Origin of the sequence: Streptosporangium sp. NPDC005286 (assembly GCF_040607515.1) — a bacterium.
Classification (GTDB): domain Bacteria; phylum Actinomycetota; class Actinomycetes; order Streptosporangiales; family Streptosporangiaceae; genus Streptosporangium.
In genome coordinates, this window is the sequence record NZ_JBEXGU010000124.1 from 13054 (window position 1) to 28244 (window position 15191).

Annotated in this window: 11 protein-coding genes; 8 read left to right on the forward strand and 3 right to left on the reverse strand. The window is 69.5% G+C overall.

Annotation, left to right across the window (positions count from 1 at the left end; translation table 11 throughout):
• Nucleotides 1–96 precede the first annotated feature (96 nt).
• Nucleotides 97–1227: an aromatic ring-hydroxylating dioxygenase subunit alpha gene (locus tag ABZU75_RS33180; RefSeq protein WP_355562913.1), complete on the forward strand. Its 1131-nt coding sequence runs from the start codon at nucleotides 97–99 to the stop codon at nucleotides 1225–1227.
• A gap of 71 nt (nucleotides 1228–1298) precedes the next feature.
• A complete protein-coding gene (locus ABZU75_RS33185) occupies nucleotides 1299–3587 on the forward strand; it encodes an FdhF/YdeP family oxidoreductase (RefSeq protein ID WP_355562916.1) in 2289 nt (762 codons plus the stop codon).
• Here the strand turns inward: ABZU75_RS33185 and ABZU75_RS33190 are convergent.
• Nucleotides 3553–4350, reverse strand: coding sequence for an IclR family transcriptional regulator (locus tag ABZU75_RS33190; RefSeq protein ID WP_355562919.1), 798 nt, complete (start codon nucleotides 4348–4350; stop codon nucleotides 3553–3555). The two genes, ABZU75_RS33185 and ABZU75_RS33190, sit on opposite strands and share 35 nt — an antisense overlap.
• Before the next feature lie 132 nt (nucleotides 4351–4482).
• Here ABZU75_RS33190 and betA point away from each other — a divergent pair, with 132 nt between their 5' ends.
• From betA to ABZU75_RS33220, 6 genes are all read left to right on the forward strand, one after another.
• Nucleotides 4483–6123 carry a choline dehydrogenase gene (betA, locus tag ABZU75_RS33195; RefSeq protein WP_355562922.1) on the forward strand — a complete coding sequence of 547 codons (1641 nt, stop codon included), beginning with the start codon at nucleotides 4483–4485 and terminating at the stop codon, nucleotides 6121–6123.
• Between the two features lie 345 nt (nucleotides 6124–6468).
• Complete coding sequence (locus ABZU75_RS33200; RefSeq protein WP_355562942.1) at nucleotides 6469–7572, forward strand: glycine betaine/L-proline ABC transporter ATP-binding protein; 1104 nt, start codon at nucleotides 6469–6471, stop codon at nucleotides 7570–7572.
• Nucleotides 7569–9566 (forward strand): ABC transporter permease subunit, encoded by a 1998-nt coding sequence (locus tag ABZU75_RS33205; RefSeq protein ID WP_355562926.1) that lies wholly within the window; start codon nucleotides 7569–7571, stop codon nucleotides 9564–9566. Before ABZU75_RS33200 ends, ABZU75_RS33205 begins: the two co-directional genes overlap by 4 nt.
• A 68-nt stretch (nucleotides 9567–9634) precedes the next feature.
• Nucleotides 9635–10633 (forward strand): ABC transporter substrate-binding protein, encoded by a 999-nt coding sequence (locus tag ABZU75_RS33210; protein WP_350926371.1) that lies wholly within the window; start codon nucleotides 9635–9637, stop codon nucleotides 10631–10633.
• A gap of 301 nt (nucleotides 10634–10934) precedes the next feature.
• Nucleotides 10935–13361: an FAD-dependent oxidoreductase gene (locus tag ABZU75_RS33215; protein WP_355562931.1), complete on the forward strand. Its 2427-nt coding sequence runs from the start codon at nucleotides 10935–10937 to the stop codon at nucleotides 13359–13361.
• Nucleotides 13361–13768 (forward strand): transposase, encoded by a 408-nt coding sequence (locus tag ABZU75_RS33220; RefSeq protein ID WP_355562934.1) that lies wholly within the window; start codon nucleotides 13361–13363, stop codon nucleotides 13766–13768. The genes ABZU75_RS33215 and ABZU75_RS33220 overlap by 1 nt, the downstream gene beginning before the upstream one ends.
• A 136-nt stretch (nucleotides 13769–13904) precedes the next feature.
• On the opposite strand, the gene ABZU75_RS33225 is transcribed toward ABZU75_RS33220, so the two are convergent.
• Both ABZU75_RS33225 and ABZU75_RS33230 read right to left on the reverse strand, forming a co-directional pair.
• Nucleotides 13905–14654 carry a trypsin-like serine protease gene (locus ABZU75_RS33225; RefSeq protein ID WP_355562937.1) on the reverse strand — a complete coding sequence of 250 codons (750 nt, stop codon included), beginning with the start codon at nucleotides 14652–14654 and terminating at the stop codon, nucleotides 13905–13907.
• 73 nt (nucleotides 14655–14727) lie between these two features.
• Nucleotides 14728–15039 (reverse strand): transposase family protein, encoded by a 312-nt coding sequence (locus ABZU75_RS33230; RefSeq protein ID WP_355562939.1) that lies wholly within the window; start codon nucleotides 15037–15039, stop codon nucleotides 14728–14730.
• Nucleotides 15040–15191 lie beyond the last annotated feature (152 nt).

The window sequence follows — 15191 nt, forward strand, 5'->3', positions numbered from 1 at the left end:
GCCGGCGCCGCCGACCCGCGTACCGTGCGGCGGGGAGTCCGCCGGGAAACCGGTGTCGCGCCGTGCCCCGTCGACACGGCACACCAAGGAGCGATCGTGACCGCGAGAAGCCTGCCGCCCAGCGTGATCGCCACCCTGCCCGGCGGCTACTACACCGACGAGAACGTCTTCGCCCTGGAGCAGGCCCGCGTCTTCGAGTCGATGTGGTTCTGCGTCGCTCGCGCCTCCGATCTGGGAAAGCCGGGGGCCTTCAGAACCGTCCAGGTGGGCCGGGAGAGCGTCCTGGTCACCCGGGCCAGGGACGGCTCGATCCGGGCCTTCCTCAACGTGTGCCGTCACCGCGGCGCCCGGATCCGCACCGAGGAGTCCGGCGAGGTCAAGCGGGCCTTCCAGTGTCCGTACCATGCCTGGACCTACGACCTCGAGGGCAGGCTGATCGCCGCGCCGAACCTGACGAAGATGCCCGACCTCGACCGGGTCGAGTACGGGCTGGTCAACGTGGCCGTGCGCGAGTGGATCGGGTACGTGTGGGTCTGCCTGGCCGACGAGCCGCCGTCGTTCGAGGCGGACGTGATCGGCGAGGCGACGGCCCGGCTGGGCGACGAGCGGGCCATCGAGAGCTACGACATCGCCAACCTGGCGGTGGGCCGCAGGATCGTCTACGACGTGCGGGCGAACTGGAAGCTCATCGTGGAGAACTTCATGGAGTGCTACCACTGCGCCACCATCCACCCCGAGCTCACCGAGGTGTTGCCGGAGTTCGCCGACGGGTACGCGGCGCAGTCCTTCGTAGGGCACGGGGCGGAGTTCGGCGAGGAGGTCCAGGGGTTCACCGTCGACGGCTCGGCGGGGGTGGACCGCATCCCCGGAGTCGGCGAGGAGCAGGACCGTCGCTACTACGCGATCACCATCAAGCCGCAGGTCTTCGTCAACCTGGTGCCCGACCACGTGATCCTGCACCGGATGTTCCCGCTGGCGGCCGACCGGACGATCGTGGAGTGCGACTGGCTCTTCCTCAAGGACGTCGTGGACGCGGGCACCGATCTCGGCCCGTCCGTGGAGCTCTTCCACCGGGTCAACGAGCAGGACTTCGCAGCCTGTGAGAGGTGCCAGCCCGCGATGAACTCCCGCGCGTACGCCCGGGGCGGGGTCCTGGTGCCCAGCGAGCACCACATCGGAGCCTTCCACGACTGGGTGATCGGCAAGCTGGGGACCGGGTCCGGCTGACGGCGGGGAGGCACCTATAGTGTGCCCGACCCGCAATTCACGGGGTCAGGGTGAGGGAAGGAGACGCGAGGATGGCCAGGAAGGCTCCGCGCGACGACGTCAACGAGGACGGCATTGAGATCGGGCCTCCCAAGGAGTGGGCAGCGGGCATACCGGGGGTGACTCGATCGCTACTGACCGCCAACGCCCAGATGGGCGTCGGCCGCACCCTTCTCACCCTGGCCGGGGTCAACCAGAAGGAAGGCTTCGACTGCCCGGGCTGCGCCTGGCCCGAGGGCGAGCACCGCAGCCCGTTCGAGTTCTGCGAGAACGGCGCGAAGGCGGTGGCCGAGGAGGCTACGGTCCGCAGGGTCACCCGTGACTTCTTCGCCCGGCACACCGTCGACGACCTGGCCGGGCACACCGAATACTGGCTGGGCCAGCAGGGGCGGCTCACCGAGCCGATGCACAAGCCCGAGGGCTCCGACCGCTACGTGCCGGTGAGCTGGGATGACGCGTTCTCCCTGATCGCGCGAGAGCTGCGCGCGCTGGACAGCCCGGACGAGGCGCTCTTCTACACCTCGGGGCGCACCTCGAACGAGGCCGCGTTCGCCTACCAGCTCCTGGTGCGCAGGTTCGGTACCAACAACCTGCCCGACTGCTCCAACATGTGCCACGAGTCCAGCGGCTCGGCGCTCAACGAGACCTTGGGCATCGGCAAGGGCACGGTCTCGCTGGAGGACCTGTACCGGGCCGACCTGATCTTCGTGGTCGGTCAGAACCCCGGCACCAACCACCCGCGCATGCTCTCGGCGTTGGAACGGGCCAAGCGTGAAGGCGCCCGGATCGTCGCGGTCAACCCGCTGCCCGAGGCCGGACTGCTCCGCTTCAAGAACCCGCAGCGGCCGTCGGGGTTGGTGGGCAAGGGTACGACGCTGTCCGATCGGTTCCTGCAGATCCGGCTCAACGGTGACCTCGCGCTCTTCAAGGCGATGTCGCTGCTGCTGCTCGAAGCCGAGGAGGCCGCCCCCGGCACCGTGATCGACCGCGACTTCGTCGAGGCGCACACCCACGGCTTCGACGAATGGGCCGAGGACCTGCGTTCCCTGGACTGGGCGGAGGTCGAGGAGGCGACCGGGCTGGACCGCCCGGCCATCGAGGAGGCCGTACGGGAGGTGCTGGGCGCGAAGTCGGTGATCGTGTGCTGGGCGATGGGGCTCACCCAGCACAAGAACTCCGTCGCCACCATCAGGGAGGTCGTCAACTTCCTGCTGCTCCGCGGCAACGTGGGCCGCGCGGGCGCGGGGGTCTGCCCGGTCAGGGGCCACTCCAACGTCCAGGGCGACCGCACCATGGGCATCTACGAGAAACCGCCGGCCCGGTTCCTGGACGCGCTGCGCGACGAGTTCGGCTTCGAGCCGCCCCGCGAGCACGGCTTCGACACCGTGGAGGCGATCAGGGCGCTCCGCTCCGAGCAGGCGAAGGTCTTCATCGCGATGGGCGGCAACTTCGTGTCCGCCACCCCCGACACGGCGGCGACCGAGGAGGCGATGCGCCGGGCCAGGCTGACGGTGCAGGTCTCCACCAAGCTGAACCGCTCGCACGCCGTGTGCGGGCGTGAGGCGCTCATCCTCCCCACGCTGGGGCGCACCGAACGTGACGGCGATCGTTTCGTCACGGTCGAGGACTCCATGGGCATGGTGCACGCCTCGCGGGGCAAGCTGCGGCCCGCCTCCGACGACCTGCTCTCCGAGGTGGAGATCGTCTGCCGGCTGGCCGTGGAGCTGTTCGGCGACGACCCGCACGTGCCGTGGCAGGAGTTCGCGGCCGACTACGACGCGATCCGCGACCGCGTCTCCCGGGTGGTGCCCGGGTTCGACGACTTCAACATCCGGGTCCGCGCTCCCGGCGGCTTCGCGCTGCCCAACGCGCCCCGCGACGAGCGCCGCTTCCCGACCGCGACGGGCAAGGCCAACTTCACGGTCAACGACCTGGAGGTGTTGCGGGTGCCGCCGGGGCGGCTGCTGCTCCAGACGGTCCGCAGCCACGACCAGTACAACACCACGATCTACGGCATGGACGACCGCTACCGGGGCGTGCGCAACGGCCGCCGGGTGGTCTTCGTGCACGCCGACGACCTGGCCGAGCGGGATCTGGCCGACGGGGACATGGTGGACCTGGTCAGCGAGTGGCCCGACGGGGAGCGCAGGGCGGAGTCCTTCCGCGCGGTCGCCTACCCGACCGCGCGCGGCTGCTGCGCCGCGTACTTCCCGGAGACCAACGTGCTCGTGCCCCTCGACTCGGTCGCGGAGACCTCCAACACCCCCACCTCCAAGAGCGTGGTGGTCAGGCTCGTCCGGCGTACCCCAGGCGATGGCTGATGTCGCGGGCTCCGGCGATCACGAGCGGTGCCAGCTCGTGCAGCCGGTCCTCGCCGAAGCGGTACGCGGGGCCTGACGCGCTGACCGCGGCGACGATCTCACCGTCGTAGGAGCGGATGGGCGCGGCGATGGCGTTCAGGCCGATCTCGTACTCCTCGACGGTGACCGCGTAACCCCGCTCGCGGGCCTGGAGAAGCTGCTTCTCCAGGGCGGCGGCGGAGGTGATCGTGCTCGGGGTGTAGCGCTCCAGGCCGGCCGCGGTGAGCAGCCGGGTCCGGTGCGCCTCGTCGAGGTAGGCCAGCAGGACTTTCCCGCTGGAGGTGGCGTGCAGCGGGGTGAGCTGGCCGACCCAGTTGTGCGTGGTGACCGCCGCGGGCCCGCGTACCTGGTCCAGGTTGACCGCGTAGTGGGAGCGCAGCACCGCCAGGTTGACCGTCTCGCCGAGTTCCTCGGCGAGACGGCGGCAGACCGGGCGGCTCTGCTGGGTCAGGTCGAGCCGGGAGGCCACCCCGCCCGCGAGGCGGATGAGGCCGAAGCTGAGGCGATATTTTCCCCGGTCCTCCGCCTGCTCGACCAGGCCGCGCGCCTCCAGCGCGCCCAGCAGCCGGAACGCCGTCGACTTGTGCACCGATATCTCCTGGGCTATCTCGCTCACCCCGGCCTCGCGGCGCTCGGCGAGGATCTCCAGGATGGTGATGGCCCGGTCGACGGACTGGACTCCACCGCTGCTGTCGGTGCGACCGCCGAGAGGATCGTTGCCCATAGCGCAACTGTAGGTGCTGGAAAGGGAACGAACGTCATCGGGGACGACAATATCCGTTGCGAATAGTGCACCTTATTGCGCCATTAGCTACAATTTCGAACACTGTTCCTGCTTGAGCGAGGCGAGGCGGACATGTACGACTTTGTCATCGTTGGAGGTGGCTCGGCCGGAAGCGCCCTCGCCAACCGGCTCTCCGCCGACCCCGCCAACCGGGTGCTGGTGCTGGAGGCGGGTCGCCCGGACTACCCGTGGGACGTCTTCATCCACATGCCGGCCGCGCTGCCCTTCCCCATCGGGAACCGCCTCTACGACTGGAAGTACGCCTCCGAGCCCGAGCCGCACATGAACGGCCGCCGCATTTACCACGCCCGGGGCAAGGTGCTGGGTGGCTCAAGCAGCATCAACGGCATGATCTTCCAGCGGGGCAACCCGCTGGACTACCAGCGCTGGGGCGCCGACCCCGGCATGGAGACCTGGGACTTCGCCCACTGCCTGCCGTATTTCAAGCGCATGGAGAACTGCCTGGCCGCCGACCCCGCCGACCAGATGCGCGGGCGGGGCGGGCCCCTCGTGCTGGAACGCGGACCGGTGCGCAATCCGCTGTTCGGGGCCTTCTTCGAGGCGGTGCAGCAGGCCGGATACCCGCTGACCGACGACGTCAACGGCTACCGCCAGGAGGGCTTCGCCCGGTTCGATCGCAACATCAGCAGGGGGCGCCGGTTGTCCGCCGCCCGCGCCTATCTGCACCCGGTCGCGAAGCGCCCCAACCTGGAGGTCAGAACGCGGGCGTTCGTCACCGGAATCCTCTTCGAGGGAAAGCGCGCCGTCGGCGTCGAGTACGACGGCCGGACGGTCCGCGCGGGCGAGGTCATCCTCTGCGGCGGCGCGATCAACTCACCGCAGCTGCTCCAGCTCTCCGGGGTGGGCGACGCCGCCGAGCTGGGCGCCCTCGGCGTCGACGTCGTGCACGACCTGCCGGGCGTCGGCGAGAACCTCCAGGACCACCTGGAGGTCTACATCCAGTACGGCTGCAGGCGGCCGGTCTCCATGCAGCCCGCGATGAAGTGGCGCAACCGGCCGTGGATCGGCGCACGCTGGCTGTTCGCGCGGAGTGGTCCCGGTGCGACCAACCACTTCGAGGCGGGCGGCTTCACCCGGAGCAACGACGATGTCGACTACCCCAACCTGATGTTCCACTTCCTGCCCATCGCGGTCCGCTACGACGGCTCGGCTCCGGCGGGCGGGCACGGCTACCAGGTGCACATCGGGCCGATGTACTCGGACTCCCGAGGCTCGGTGAAGATCAGGAGCACCGACCCCCGGGTCCACCCGGCGCTCCGTTTCAACTACCTGTCCACCGCGCAGGACCGGCGCGAGTGGGTGGAGGCGGTCCGCGTCGCCCGAGACATCCTCAACCAGCCGGCCATGGACGAGTTCAACGCGGGGGAGCTGTCGCCGGGGCCCGGGGTCGAGACCGACGAGGAGATCCTCGACTGGGTGGCCAGGGACGGCGAGACCGCGCTGCACCCCTCGTGCACCGCGCGGATGGGCGTCGACGACATGTCCGTGGTGGACCCGCTCTCCATGCGGGTGCACGGCCTCGAGGGACTGCGTGTGGTGGACGCCTCGGTGATGCCGTACGTGACCAACGGCAACATCTACGCGCCGGTCATGATGGTGGCGGAGAAGGCGGCGGACCTGATCCTGGGCAACACCCCGCTCGCCGCCGAGCACGTCGACTTCTACCGGCATCGCGACGGCTCCGCCCGCTGACCGTAAGCCCGTTCGGTCCGCTTTCACCTGGCATGTCGGACTCTCGCTGGGGTGCCGCTCGCCCGCGCCCTGAAGAAGTCGTTCGGGTAGCCGGCCGTCGCGCCCGTTCACCGATCAGGTAATGGCGGGGGTGGGTTTCTTACGATTGGGCTGGCATGGTAACGAAGCTCGTAAAGCCTTGACTGAGTGAAGGAAAAGGGTCGATTCTGTTCCTCGCTAAGCGTTCCGATGCGCCATACGCAACGAGCTACGCGATGACCGGAAGGATGTCCCTTCGTGTCAGATCTCCACCTCGACGGCGACAGGAGAGATCTCGTCGCGGAGGATCAGCGGGCCGTCCTCGACGTGCGCGGTCTCTGGAAGGTCTTCGGCCCGCGTGCCGGCAAGGTCGTCGGAACCCCGCTCCAGGAGCTCTCGCGAAGCGAGCTGAGGGCCAGGACGGGCTGTGTGACCGCGATCCGCGACGTCTCCTTCACCGTGCGGCCCCAGGAGGTCTTCGTCGTCATGGGCCTGTCCGGCTCGGGCAAGTCCACCCTCGTACGCTGCCTGACCCGGCTCGTCGAGCCGACGGCCGGTGAGGTGCTGTTCGACGGTGCGGACATCCGCAAGGCCGGTGACAGGCAGCTGCGCGAGCTGCGCCGCCACCGCTTCGCCATGGTCTTCCAGAACTTCGGGCTGCTGCCGCACCGGCGGGTCCTGGACAACGTGGCCTACGGGCTGGAGATCCGCGGGACCCGGAAGGAGGCCCGCTACGAGCGGGCCAGGCAGATGGTCGAGCTCGTCGGGCTCTCCGGCTCCGAGGACTCCTACCCCGACCAGCTCTCCGGCGGCATGCAGCAGCGCGTCGGGCTGGCCAGGGCACTCGCGGTGGATCCCGACGTGCTCTTCTTCGACGAGCCGTTCTCCGCGCTCGACCCGCTGATCAGGCGGGACATGCAGAACGAGGTCATCCGGCTGCACCGCGAGGTGGGCAAGACGATGATCTTCATCACGCACGACCTGAGCGAGGCGCTCAAGCTCGGCGACCGCATCCTCATCATGCGCGACGGCGAGCTCGTCCAGCTGGGCACGCCTGAGGAGGTCGTCGGGGCGCCCGTGGACGACTACGTGCGCGAGTTCGTCAGGGACGTGCCCCGCTCGCACGTGCTCACCACCCGCTGGATCGCGCGCCCACCCCGGCCGGACGAGCCCCTGGACGGGCCACAGGTCGGGCCGGACGTCGTGGTGCGCGACGCCGTGCACACGGTCCTGCGCGCGACGAGCCCGGTCAGGGTCGTCGACGGTGGCGAGCTGCTGGGCGTCATCACCGCGGAGGAACTCCTGGGAGTACTCACCGAACCCTCTCCCGACGAGACCCCCGCGGCACCCCCGCGGGAGACCCCCGCGGTGCTCACCGAGGAGACTTCCGGCAGGCCCGCCGCGCCGGCCAGGTCAGGGGAGCAGGGGTGACGGCCACCCGGGCCACCCCTGCCGGTGGTCTGCGGCGCCTGCCCGCCTGGCCGCGCCGCTACCTGCTGGCCGCCGTCGTCGCGGCCTGGGTGCTGGTCTGGGTGTTCGTCCAGGGGCGCGACACCTTCCAGCTCGGCGGCGCGGAGCTGACGCCGCTGCACGTGCGGATCAACGAGGCGAGCGAGGTCGTCGACAACAGCAGGAACGACAGTCCGTTCTTCCTGTACTTCGTCAACTACATCCGGCTCTTCCTCGACGAGGCCGTCACGTTCGTCCAGGCGCTGATCAGCCGGCCGTCCTTCGGGCGGCCACTGCCGGTCATCGGCTGGCTGGGCGTGGTCACCGTCGCCACGGCGGTCGCGCTGCTCTGGGGCAACCTCAGGGTCGCGGTGCTGACCGCGGCCGGTTTCGCCTCCTTCGGCCTGCTGGGCCTGTGGGAGGAGAGCATGGACACCCTCGCCCTCACCCTGGCCGCGGTCGTGATCTCGCTGCTGATCGGCATCCCGCTCGGCGTCTGGGCCGGGGTGAACGACCGGTTCAACCGCCTGGTCACTCCGGTGCTCGACTTCATGCAGACGATGCCGACGTTCGTCTACCTCGCGCCGCTCACCCTGTTCTTCCTCATCGGCCCGGCGAGCGCCACCGTGGCGACGGTCATCTACGCCGCACCGCCCGCGATCCGCATCACCGCGCACGGCATCCGCGAGGTGCGCCCCGCGATCCTGGAGGCCGGCACCTCGCTGGGCTCCACCGCCTGGCAGCTGCTGAGCAAGGTACGGCTGCCGCTGGCCAAGCGGACCATCATCGTCGGTGTCAACCAGACCATCATGGCCGCGCTCTGCATGGTCACCATCGCCGCGCTGATCGACGCCCCGGGGCTGGGCAAGACGGTCATCAAGGCGCTGGAGACCCTCGACGTCGGCAGCGCCTTCAACGCGGGCCTGGCCATCGTCATCATGGCCATCGTGCTCGACCGGGTCACCTCCGCCGTCGGCAGGCGCGTCGAGACCCGGTACCGGGCCGGCCGCTCGCGGGGGCCCGGCCGCCGCCGTGCCGGGATCGGCGCCGTCCTGGCGGGCACCGGCGTGCTGGTCTATCTCTCCCACACCTACGTGTGGGCCGCGGAGTTCCCGAGCGAGGCGAACCTGGGGCCGTACGTCCGCCGGGGCGTCGACGCGGCGACCCTGTGGGTGCAGGACAACCTGGCGGCCTACACCGGCGCGTTCAAGAACGCCGTCTCCTACGGCCTGCTCAACCCGTTCGAGGCGCTGCTCACCGACTCGCCGTGGTGGCTGGTCGCCGCGGTGGTGATCGCGTTCGCCGCCATCCTGGCGAACGTCAGGGTCGTGCTGGTCATCGCGGCCTGCCTTGCCCTGCTCGTGCTGCTCGGCCTGTGGCAGGACAGCATGGTGACGCTGGCCTCGACGCTCGTGGCCACGGTCCTGGTGATGATCCTCGGGGTGGCGTTCGGCGTCTGGATGGGGCGCAGCGACCGCGTCGACCAGCTGGTGCGGCCCGTCCTGGACGCCGGGCAGACCATGCCGCCGTTCGTCTACCTGGTGCCGATCCTCGGCCTGTTCGGCGCGACCCGGGTCACCGCGATCATCGCCGCGGTCGTCTACGCCGCGCCGGTCGCGATCAAGCTCACCGCGGACGGCATCCGCGGCGTCTCCCCGAGCGCGGTGGAGGCCGCCACGGCGGCGGGCTCGAACACCTGGCAGCTCATCACCAAGGTGCAGCTGCCGATGGCACGCAGCGCGGTGACCCTCGCAGCGAGCCAGGGACTCATCTACGTGCTGGCCATGGTCGTCGTCGGTGGCCTGGTCGGCGCGGGCGCGCTCGGCTACGACGTGGTGGCGGGCTTCTCCCAGCTGCAGTTACGAGGCAAGGGGCTCGCGGCGGGCGTGGCGATCGTGGTACTCGGGATCATGCTGGAGCGCATCACCAGGACGGCGGCGCGGCGGGCGGACGCCGAGGCGCACGGCGTCCACTGAACACGACGGACAGCGATCCCGTCGCCCCGACACGGTGGCGGGCGGACTCGTATACAGGAGGACCTGTGGTGACAGTTTCGAGGATCGGGCGACCACGGGCGGTGGCGCTCCTGGTGGCCGGTGGCCTCCTCGTCTCCGCGTGCGGCGGGGCGAAGGTCGGCGAGAGCAGCGAGGGCACAGCCGCCCCCGCCGCCTCCGGCGCGGAGGGTAAGAAGCCCTGCGGCGCGGTCAACATCGCCATCAACCCGTGGGTCGGGTACGAGGCGACCGCGGCGGTCATCGCCCACGTGGCCGAGAAGGAGCTCGGCTGCGCGGTCACCAAGAAGGACCTCAAGGAGGAGGTCGCCTGGCAGGGGTTCGCCACCGGTCAGGTCGACGCCATCGTGGAGAACTGGGCGCACGACGACCTGAAGAAGAAGTACATCGAGGAGCAGAAGGTCGCCGTCGCGGCGGGTTCGACGGGCAACAAGGGAGTCATCGGCTGGTACGTGCCGCCGTGGATGGCCGAGAAGTACCCCGACATCACCGACTGGAAGAACCTCAACAAGTACGCCGAGCTGTTCAAGACCTCGGAGTCGGGTGGCAAGGGGCAACTGCTCGACGGCGACCCGTCCTTCGTGACCAACGACGCGGCCCTGGTGAAGAACCTGAAGCTGGACTACAAGGTCGTCTACGCGGGCAGCGAGGCGGCGCTCATCACCGGCTTCCGGAAGGCCGAGAAGGAGAAGACCCCGCTGCTCGGCTACTTCTACGAGCCGCAGTGGTTCCTGGCGGAGGTCAAGCTCGTCAAGGTCAACCTGCCCGAGTACACCGAGGGCTGCGACGCCGATGCCGAGAAGGTGGCCTGCGACTACCCGCTCTACGACCTCGACAAGATCGTGAGCAAGAAGTTCGCCGACTCCGGCAGCCCGGCGTACGAGCTGGTCAAGAACTTCTCCTGGACGAACGAGGACCAGAACCTGGTGGCCAAGTACATCTCCGAGGACAAGATGACGGCCGAGGAGGCCGCGGAGAAGTGGGTCGGCGACAATCCCGACAAGGTGAAGGCCTGGCTCCCCACCGGCTGAGCGGGCGGCGGTCCCGGCGGCTCGACGGCCCACCCGCACCGGGCGACACCGGCGACAGGGATCGGTGCCGGCGGAGTGCGACAGGCATCGGGCGCCGCGCGAAGTGACATGGCGAGGCGTCACGCGGAGCGGCGCGGATCGGGCACGGCGCGGACGGCGACAGCGTCCGCGGCGTGCTCCGATGCCGTGCCCGGACCCTTCACCGGCGGGTACGGCCCGTTCTTGACAGCGCCACCCGCAAAGGGAGAATCTGTTGCGGGAAGCGCACCGCGTTCCGGACTGTGCAACGACGGAGGTGTGTATGGCGGGCCAACGCGTTGTCATCATCGGAGCAGGTGTCGTCGGGGCGGCCCTGGCCGACGAGCTCTCGGCGAAGGGCTGGGACGACATCACGGTCGTCGACCAGGGCGCCGTGCCCGCCACCGGAGGGTCGTCCTCCCACGCGCCGGGGCTGGTGTTCCAGACCAACCCGTCCAAGACCATGACCGAGCTGGCCCGCTACACGGTCGAAAAGCTCGTCGCGCTCGACTGCTTCCTCCAGGTGGGCGGCCTGGAGGTGGCCACCACGCCCGAGAGGCTCGCCGAACTGCACCGCCGCCACGGCTGGGCCACCGCCTGGGGGGTCGAGGCGCGCCTGCTCACCCCCGAGGAGTGCGTGGAGCGCCACTCCCTGCTCGACAAGGCCAGGGTCCTCGGCGGGCTGTTCGTCCCGACCGACGGCCTGGCCAGGGCCGTCCGCGCCGTCGAGGTCCAGCTGGAGCGAGCACGGGAGCGGGGCGTGCGCGTGCTGGACCGGCACGAGGTGCGAGACATCCGGGTCGAGGACGACCGGGTGGCGGCCGTCGTCACCGACCGGGGTGAGATCCCCGCCGACCTCGTGGTCTGCTGCGCCGGCATCTGGGGCCCCAAGATCGCGGGCATGGTCGGCATGGCGTTGCCGCTGACCCCGCTGGCCCACCAGCTCGCCTGGACCGGCCCCGTCCCCGCCCTCAGCGGGCAGAGCGCGGAGGCCGTCCGGCCGATCCTGCGCCACCAGGACGCCGACCTGTACTACCGGGAGCGGTTCGAGCGGCTCGGCATCGGCTACTACGGTCACCGCCCGATGCCGATCGCCCCGGAGGAGATCCTCCCGGTCGCCGACGCCGAGGTCATGCCCTCGGTGCTGCCGTTCACCGGCGACGACTTCGCCCCCGCCTGGGCCGAGACGCGGGCGCTGCTGCCCGCCACCGAGCAGGCAGCGCTCGAAGAGGGCATCAACGGCCTGTTCTCCTTCACCACCGACAACATGCCGCTGCTCGGCCGGTCGCGCGACGTGCGAGGCTTCTGGGTGGCCGAGGCCGTGTGGGTCACCCACTCGGCGGGGGTGGGCCGGGCCATGGCCGAATGGCTGGCCGACGGCCACTGCTCCTCCTTCGACCTGCACGAGTGCGACGTCAACCGGTTCGAGGCCCACCAGCTGGCCCCCGAGTACGTGCGCACCCGCGACTGCCAGAACTTCGTCGAGGTCTACGACATCATCCACCCGCTCCAGCCGGCCGAGAACCTGCGCCCGCTGCGCACCAGCCCCTTCCACGCCCGCCAGCGCGAGCTGGGCGCGTACTTCCTGGAGGCCACCGGCTGGGAGCGCCCCCAGTGGTACGAGGCCAACGTCTCCCTGCTCGAAGGCCGCGACATCCCCCGGCCGAACGACTGGGCCGCCCGTTACTGGTCACCGATCGTCGGCGCCGAGGCCCAGGCCTCGCGCGAGGCCGTCGCGCTCTACGACATGAGCGCGCTCAAGCGGATCGAGGTCGCGGGCCGGGGGGCCGCCGCCTTCCTCCAGCGGATCTCCACCGGCGACGTCGACAAGTCCGTCGGCTCTGTCACGTACTGCCTGCTGCTCGACCACGACGGCGGTATCCGCAGCGACATCACCGTGGCCAGGCTGGGCCGCGACCTGTTCCAGGTCGGCGCCAACGGCAACCTCGACCTCGACTGGCTCCACCGTCACCTGCCCGCCGACGGATCGGTCACCGTCACCGACGTCACGCCGGGCACCTGCTGCGTCGGGGTCTGGGGCCCGCGGGCCCGCGACGTCGTGGCCCCGCTGGCCGGTCCCGGGTTCGGTCCCGGTGGCTTCCGCTACTTCCGCGGCGCGCGTGCCCACGTCGGCACCGTGCCCGTCACCGCGCTGCGGCTCTCCTACATCGGGGAGCTGGGCTGGGAGCTCTACACGACCGCCGACATGGGCGCCAAGCTGTGGGACACCCTCTGGGAGGCCGGCCAGGCGCACGGGATCATCGCCGGGGGCCGGGGCGCCTTCAACAGCCTGCGGCTGGAGAAGGGCTACCGTTCCTTCGGCACCGACATGACCTACGAGCACGACCCCTACGAGGCCGGCCTCGGCTTCGCCGTGCGCAAGGCCGACAGGGGTGACTTCATCGGCCGCGCGGCCCTGGCCGAGCGCGGCGCGGCGACCCGGCGCCGGCTGACCTGCCTCACCGTCGACGACCCCGCGGCCGTCGTCATGGGCAAGGAGCCGGTGTACGACGGCGCGTCCTGCGCCGGATACGTCACCAGCGCCGCCTACGGCTACACGATAGGCAGGGGCATCGCCTACGCCTGGCTGCCCGCCGAGCTGTCCGTGCCGGGGCGAGAGCTGCACATCGGCTACTTCGACCGGCGGGTGAGTGCCGTCGTCGCCGAGGAGCCGCTCTACGACCCGGCGATGGAGCGGCTGCGTGGTTAGTGCGCCGACCGGGAACTCTCCGGCGCTCGAACGCGACGGGGCATGCCTGCAACGCCGCTGGGACCAGGGCCACCGAGGTCGCGCTCGCCCTGGAAGACCTCTCGGGCATTCGGGAGCCGGTCACGGTTCGCAAGGCTCAGCGTGCCGACCTGCACTCCTGGGGTTTCCACCAGCTACGGACGTTCGTGACGTACAAGGCCGCCCTGGCCGGGGTAGCGGTGCGGTTGGTGGATCCGCGTAACACCTCCCGCACCTGCCCTGGGTGCGGTCACATCGACAGGCGGAATCGTCCTACCCGGGATGAGTTTCGGTGTGTTTCGTGCGGGCTCGTCGGCCCGGTGGATTACTTCGCGGCGATCAATATCGGTCGCCGGGCAGTGCGTCACGCCGCCGACGACGCGGCCTGAACCGTACCTGCCAGGTACGGCGAGAAGCTGACAACGTCGGAGTCACACCGCCGTCATCCTGCATCATGTGACTCACCGTCACCACCGATTTCACGCCAGAGCTGTTTACTGGTCAGGCCCGGTCCGCCTCACCCGTTCAGGGAAGCGTGACGAACTTTCCGAGGAAAGCCCGGGCCGAAGGGGTGTCCAGGCGGTAGTTGTAGTTGGTCGCCCTGCACGCTTCGTCGTCTCCGCTGATCGTCGTGGCCACGAGCAGGTCCGAGGTGGACCCTCCCAGGAAGTTCGGGCCGCCCGAGTCGCCGAAGCAGGTTCCGCCGTCGCCTTTGGAGGAATTCGGTGATAGTTCAAGCCATCTGCGGGTGAGGTTCTCAAAGGAGATGGATGTCTGGTTGCGGGTGTCGGTGTAGGTCAGCCGCGCCCCGTGCTTCCCCTTGGTCGAGGCGCCGTACCCGACCGGGGTGAATCGCGTCGCCTTCAGGTCGCTGCCGGCTTCGAGGCGGTTGAGCAGACCCTCGGTGGGCAGCCTGGCGGGCTTGATGTCCGGGACGGCCGTGTCGAAGGCGACGACGGCCAGGTCATGAAGGGCGGACTCGTCTTTGTATCGCGAGTCGAGGACGTAGCGGCCGGTGTAGACCTTGTCCCCGGGCCGGTAGTGGCTGGAGAACGAGACCCGAGCGGTCTTCTGCCCCGGTTCCGCGCAGTGGGCGGCGGTGAGGAAGACGGTCGGCGAGATGAGCGTGCCGGTGCAGTAGGACCACGTGTCATCGCCGTTCGGTTTGTCGCCGATGACGGCTCCCACCTGCGGGTGGGCTGTCAAGTCGGGCGAGCCGTTCGTGATGGCCCACGCGGGGGACATGGCGGTCGCGATCAGCGTGACAGGAATCATGACAAAAGGTATAAAACGCACAGGGGAACTGTAGCCACTCGAGGGTTGTACTTGACACAAAGCGCGAAGAGATCTACTCGACGCTTGCCGAGCCGCCGTCGGCGGAGCCGTCCCGGTGCTGCTGGACGGGGGTGTCCGGCGCGGCCTGGGTGATCTTTCCGATACGCCAGGGATCGAGGCTCACCCGGCGTAGGGCCTTGAATGTGACGGTGAGCAGGGCGTTCGCCCGTTCGCCGACTCCTCGCAGGCCGCGGAGCAGCTTGTTGTAGGTGTGCTGGTCATGGTCGAGTTTGGGCTGGCCGGCCTTCTTCTTGATCGGGTCGACAGAACCAGCTACAAAGCCACAATCAACATCGACATCCTGACCACCCGCACCCCTTGACACTGAACACCCGCCCCTAACTACACGGCGTTGTGGCTAGTGTCCTGCGCCTGAAATTCATCGGCAATATCTAGCAAGGGATTCGAGGATCTCTTCCGCGGTCTTCTTCCACACGAACGGCCGCGGGTTGTCATTCCATTGGTCGATCCAGGTGC

What these genes read in the sequence shown, in the direction of transcription:
- ABZU75_RS33185 (WP_355562916.1), top strand. Translation starts at nt 1,299, where the DNA reads ATGGCCAGGAAGGCTCCGCGCGACGACGTCAACGAGGACGGCATTGAG.
- ABZU75_RS33190 (WP_355562919.1), bottom strand. Translation starts at nt 4,350, where the DNA reads ATGGGCAACGATCCTCTCGGCGGTCGCACCGACAGCAGCGGTGGAGTC.
- betA (WP_355562922.1), top strand. Translation starts at nt 4,483, where the DNA reads ATGTACGACTTTGTCATCGTTGGAGGTGGCTCGGCCGGAAGCGCCCTC.
- ABZU75_RS33215 (WP_355562931.1), top strand. Translation starts at nt 10,935, where the DNA reads ATGGCGGGCCAACGCGTTGTCATCATCGGAGCAGGTGTCGTCGGGGCG.
- ABZU75_RS33225 (WP_355562937.1), bottom strand. Translation starts at nt 14,654, where the DNA reads ATGATTCCTGTCACGCTGATCGCGACCGCCATGTCCCCCGCGTGGGCC.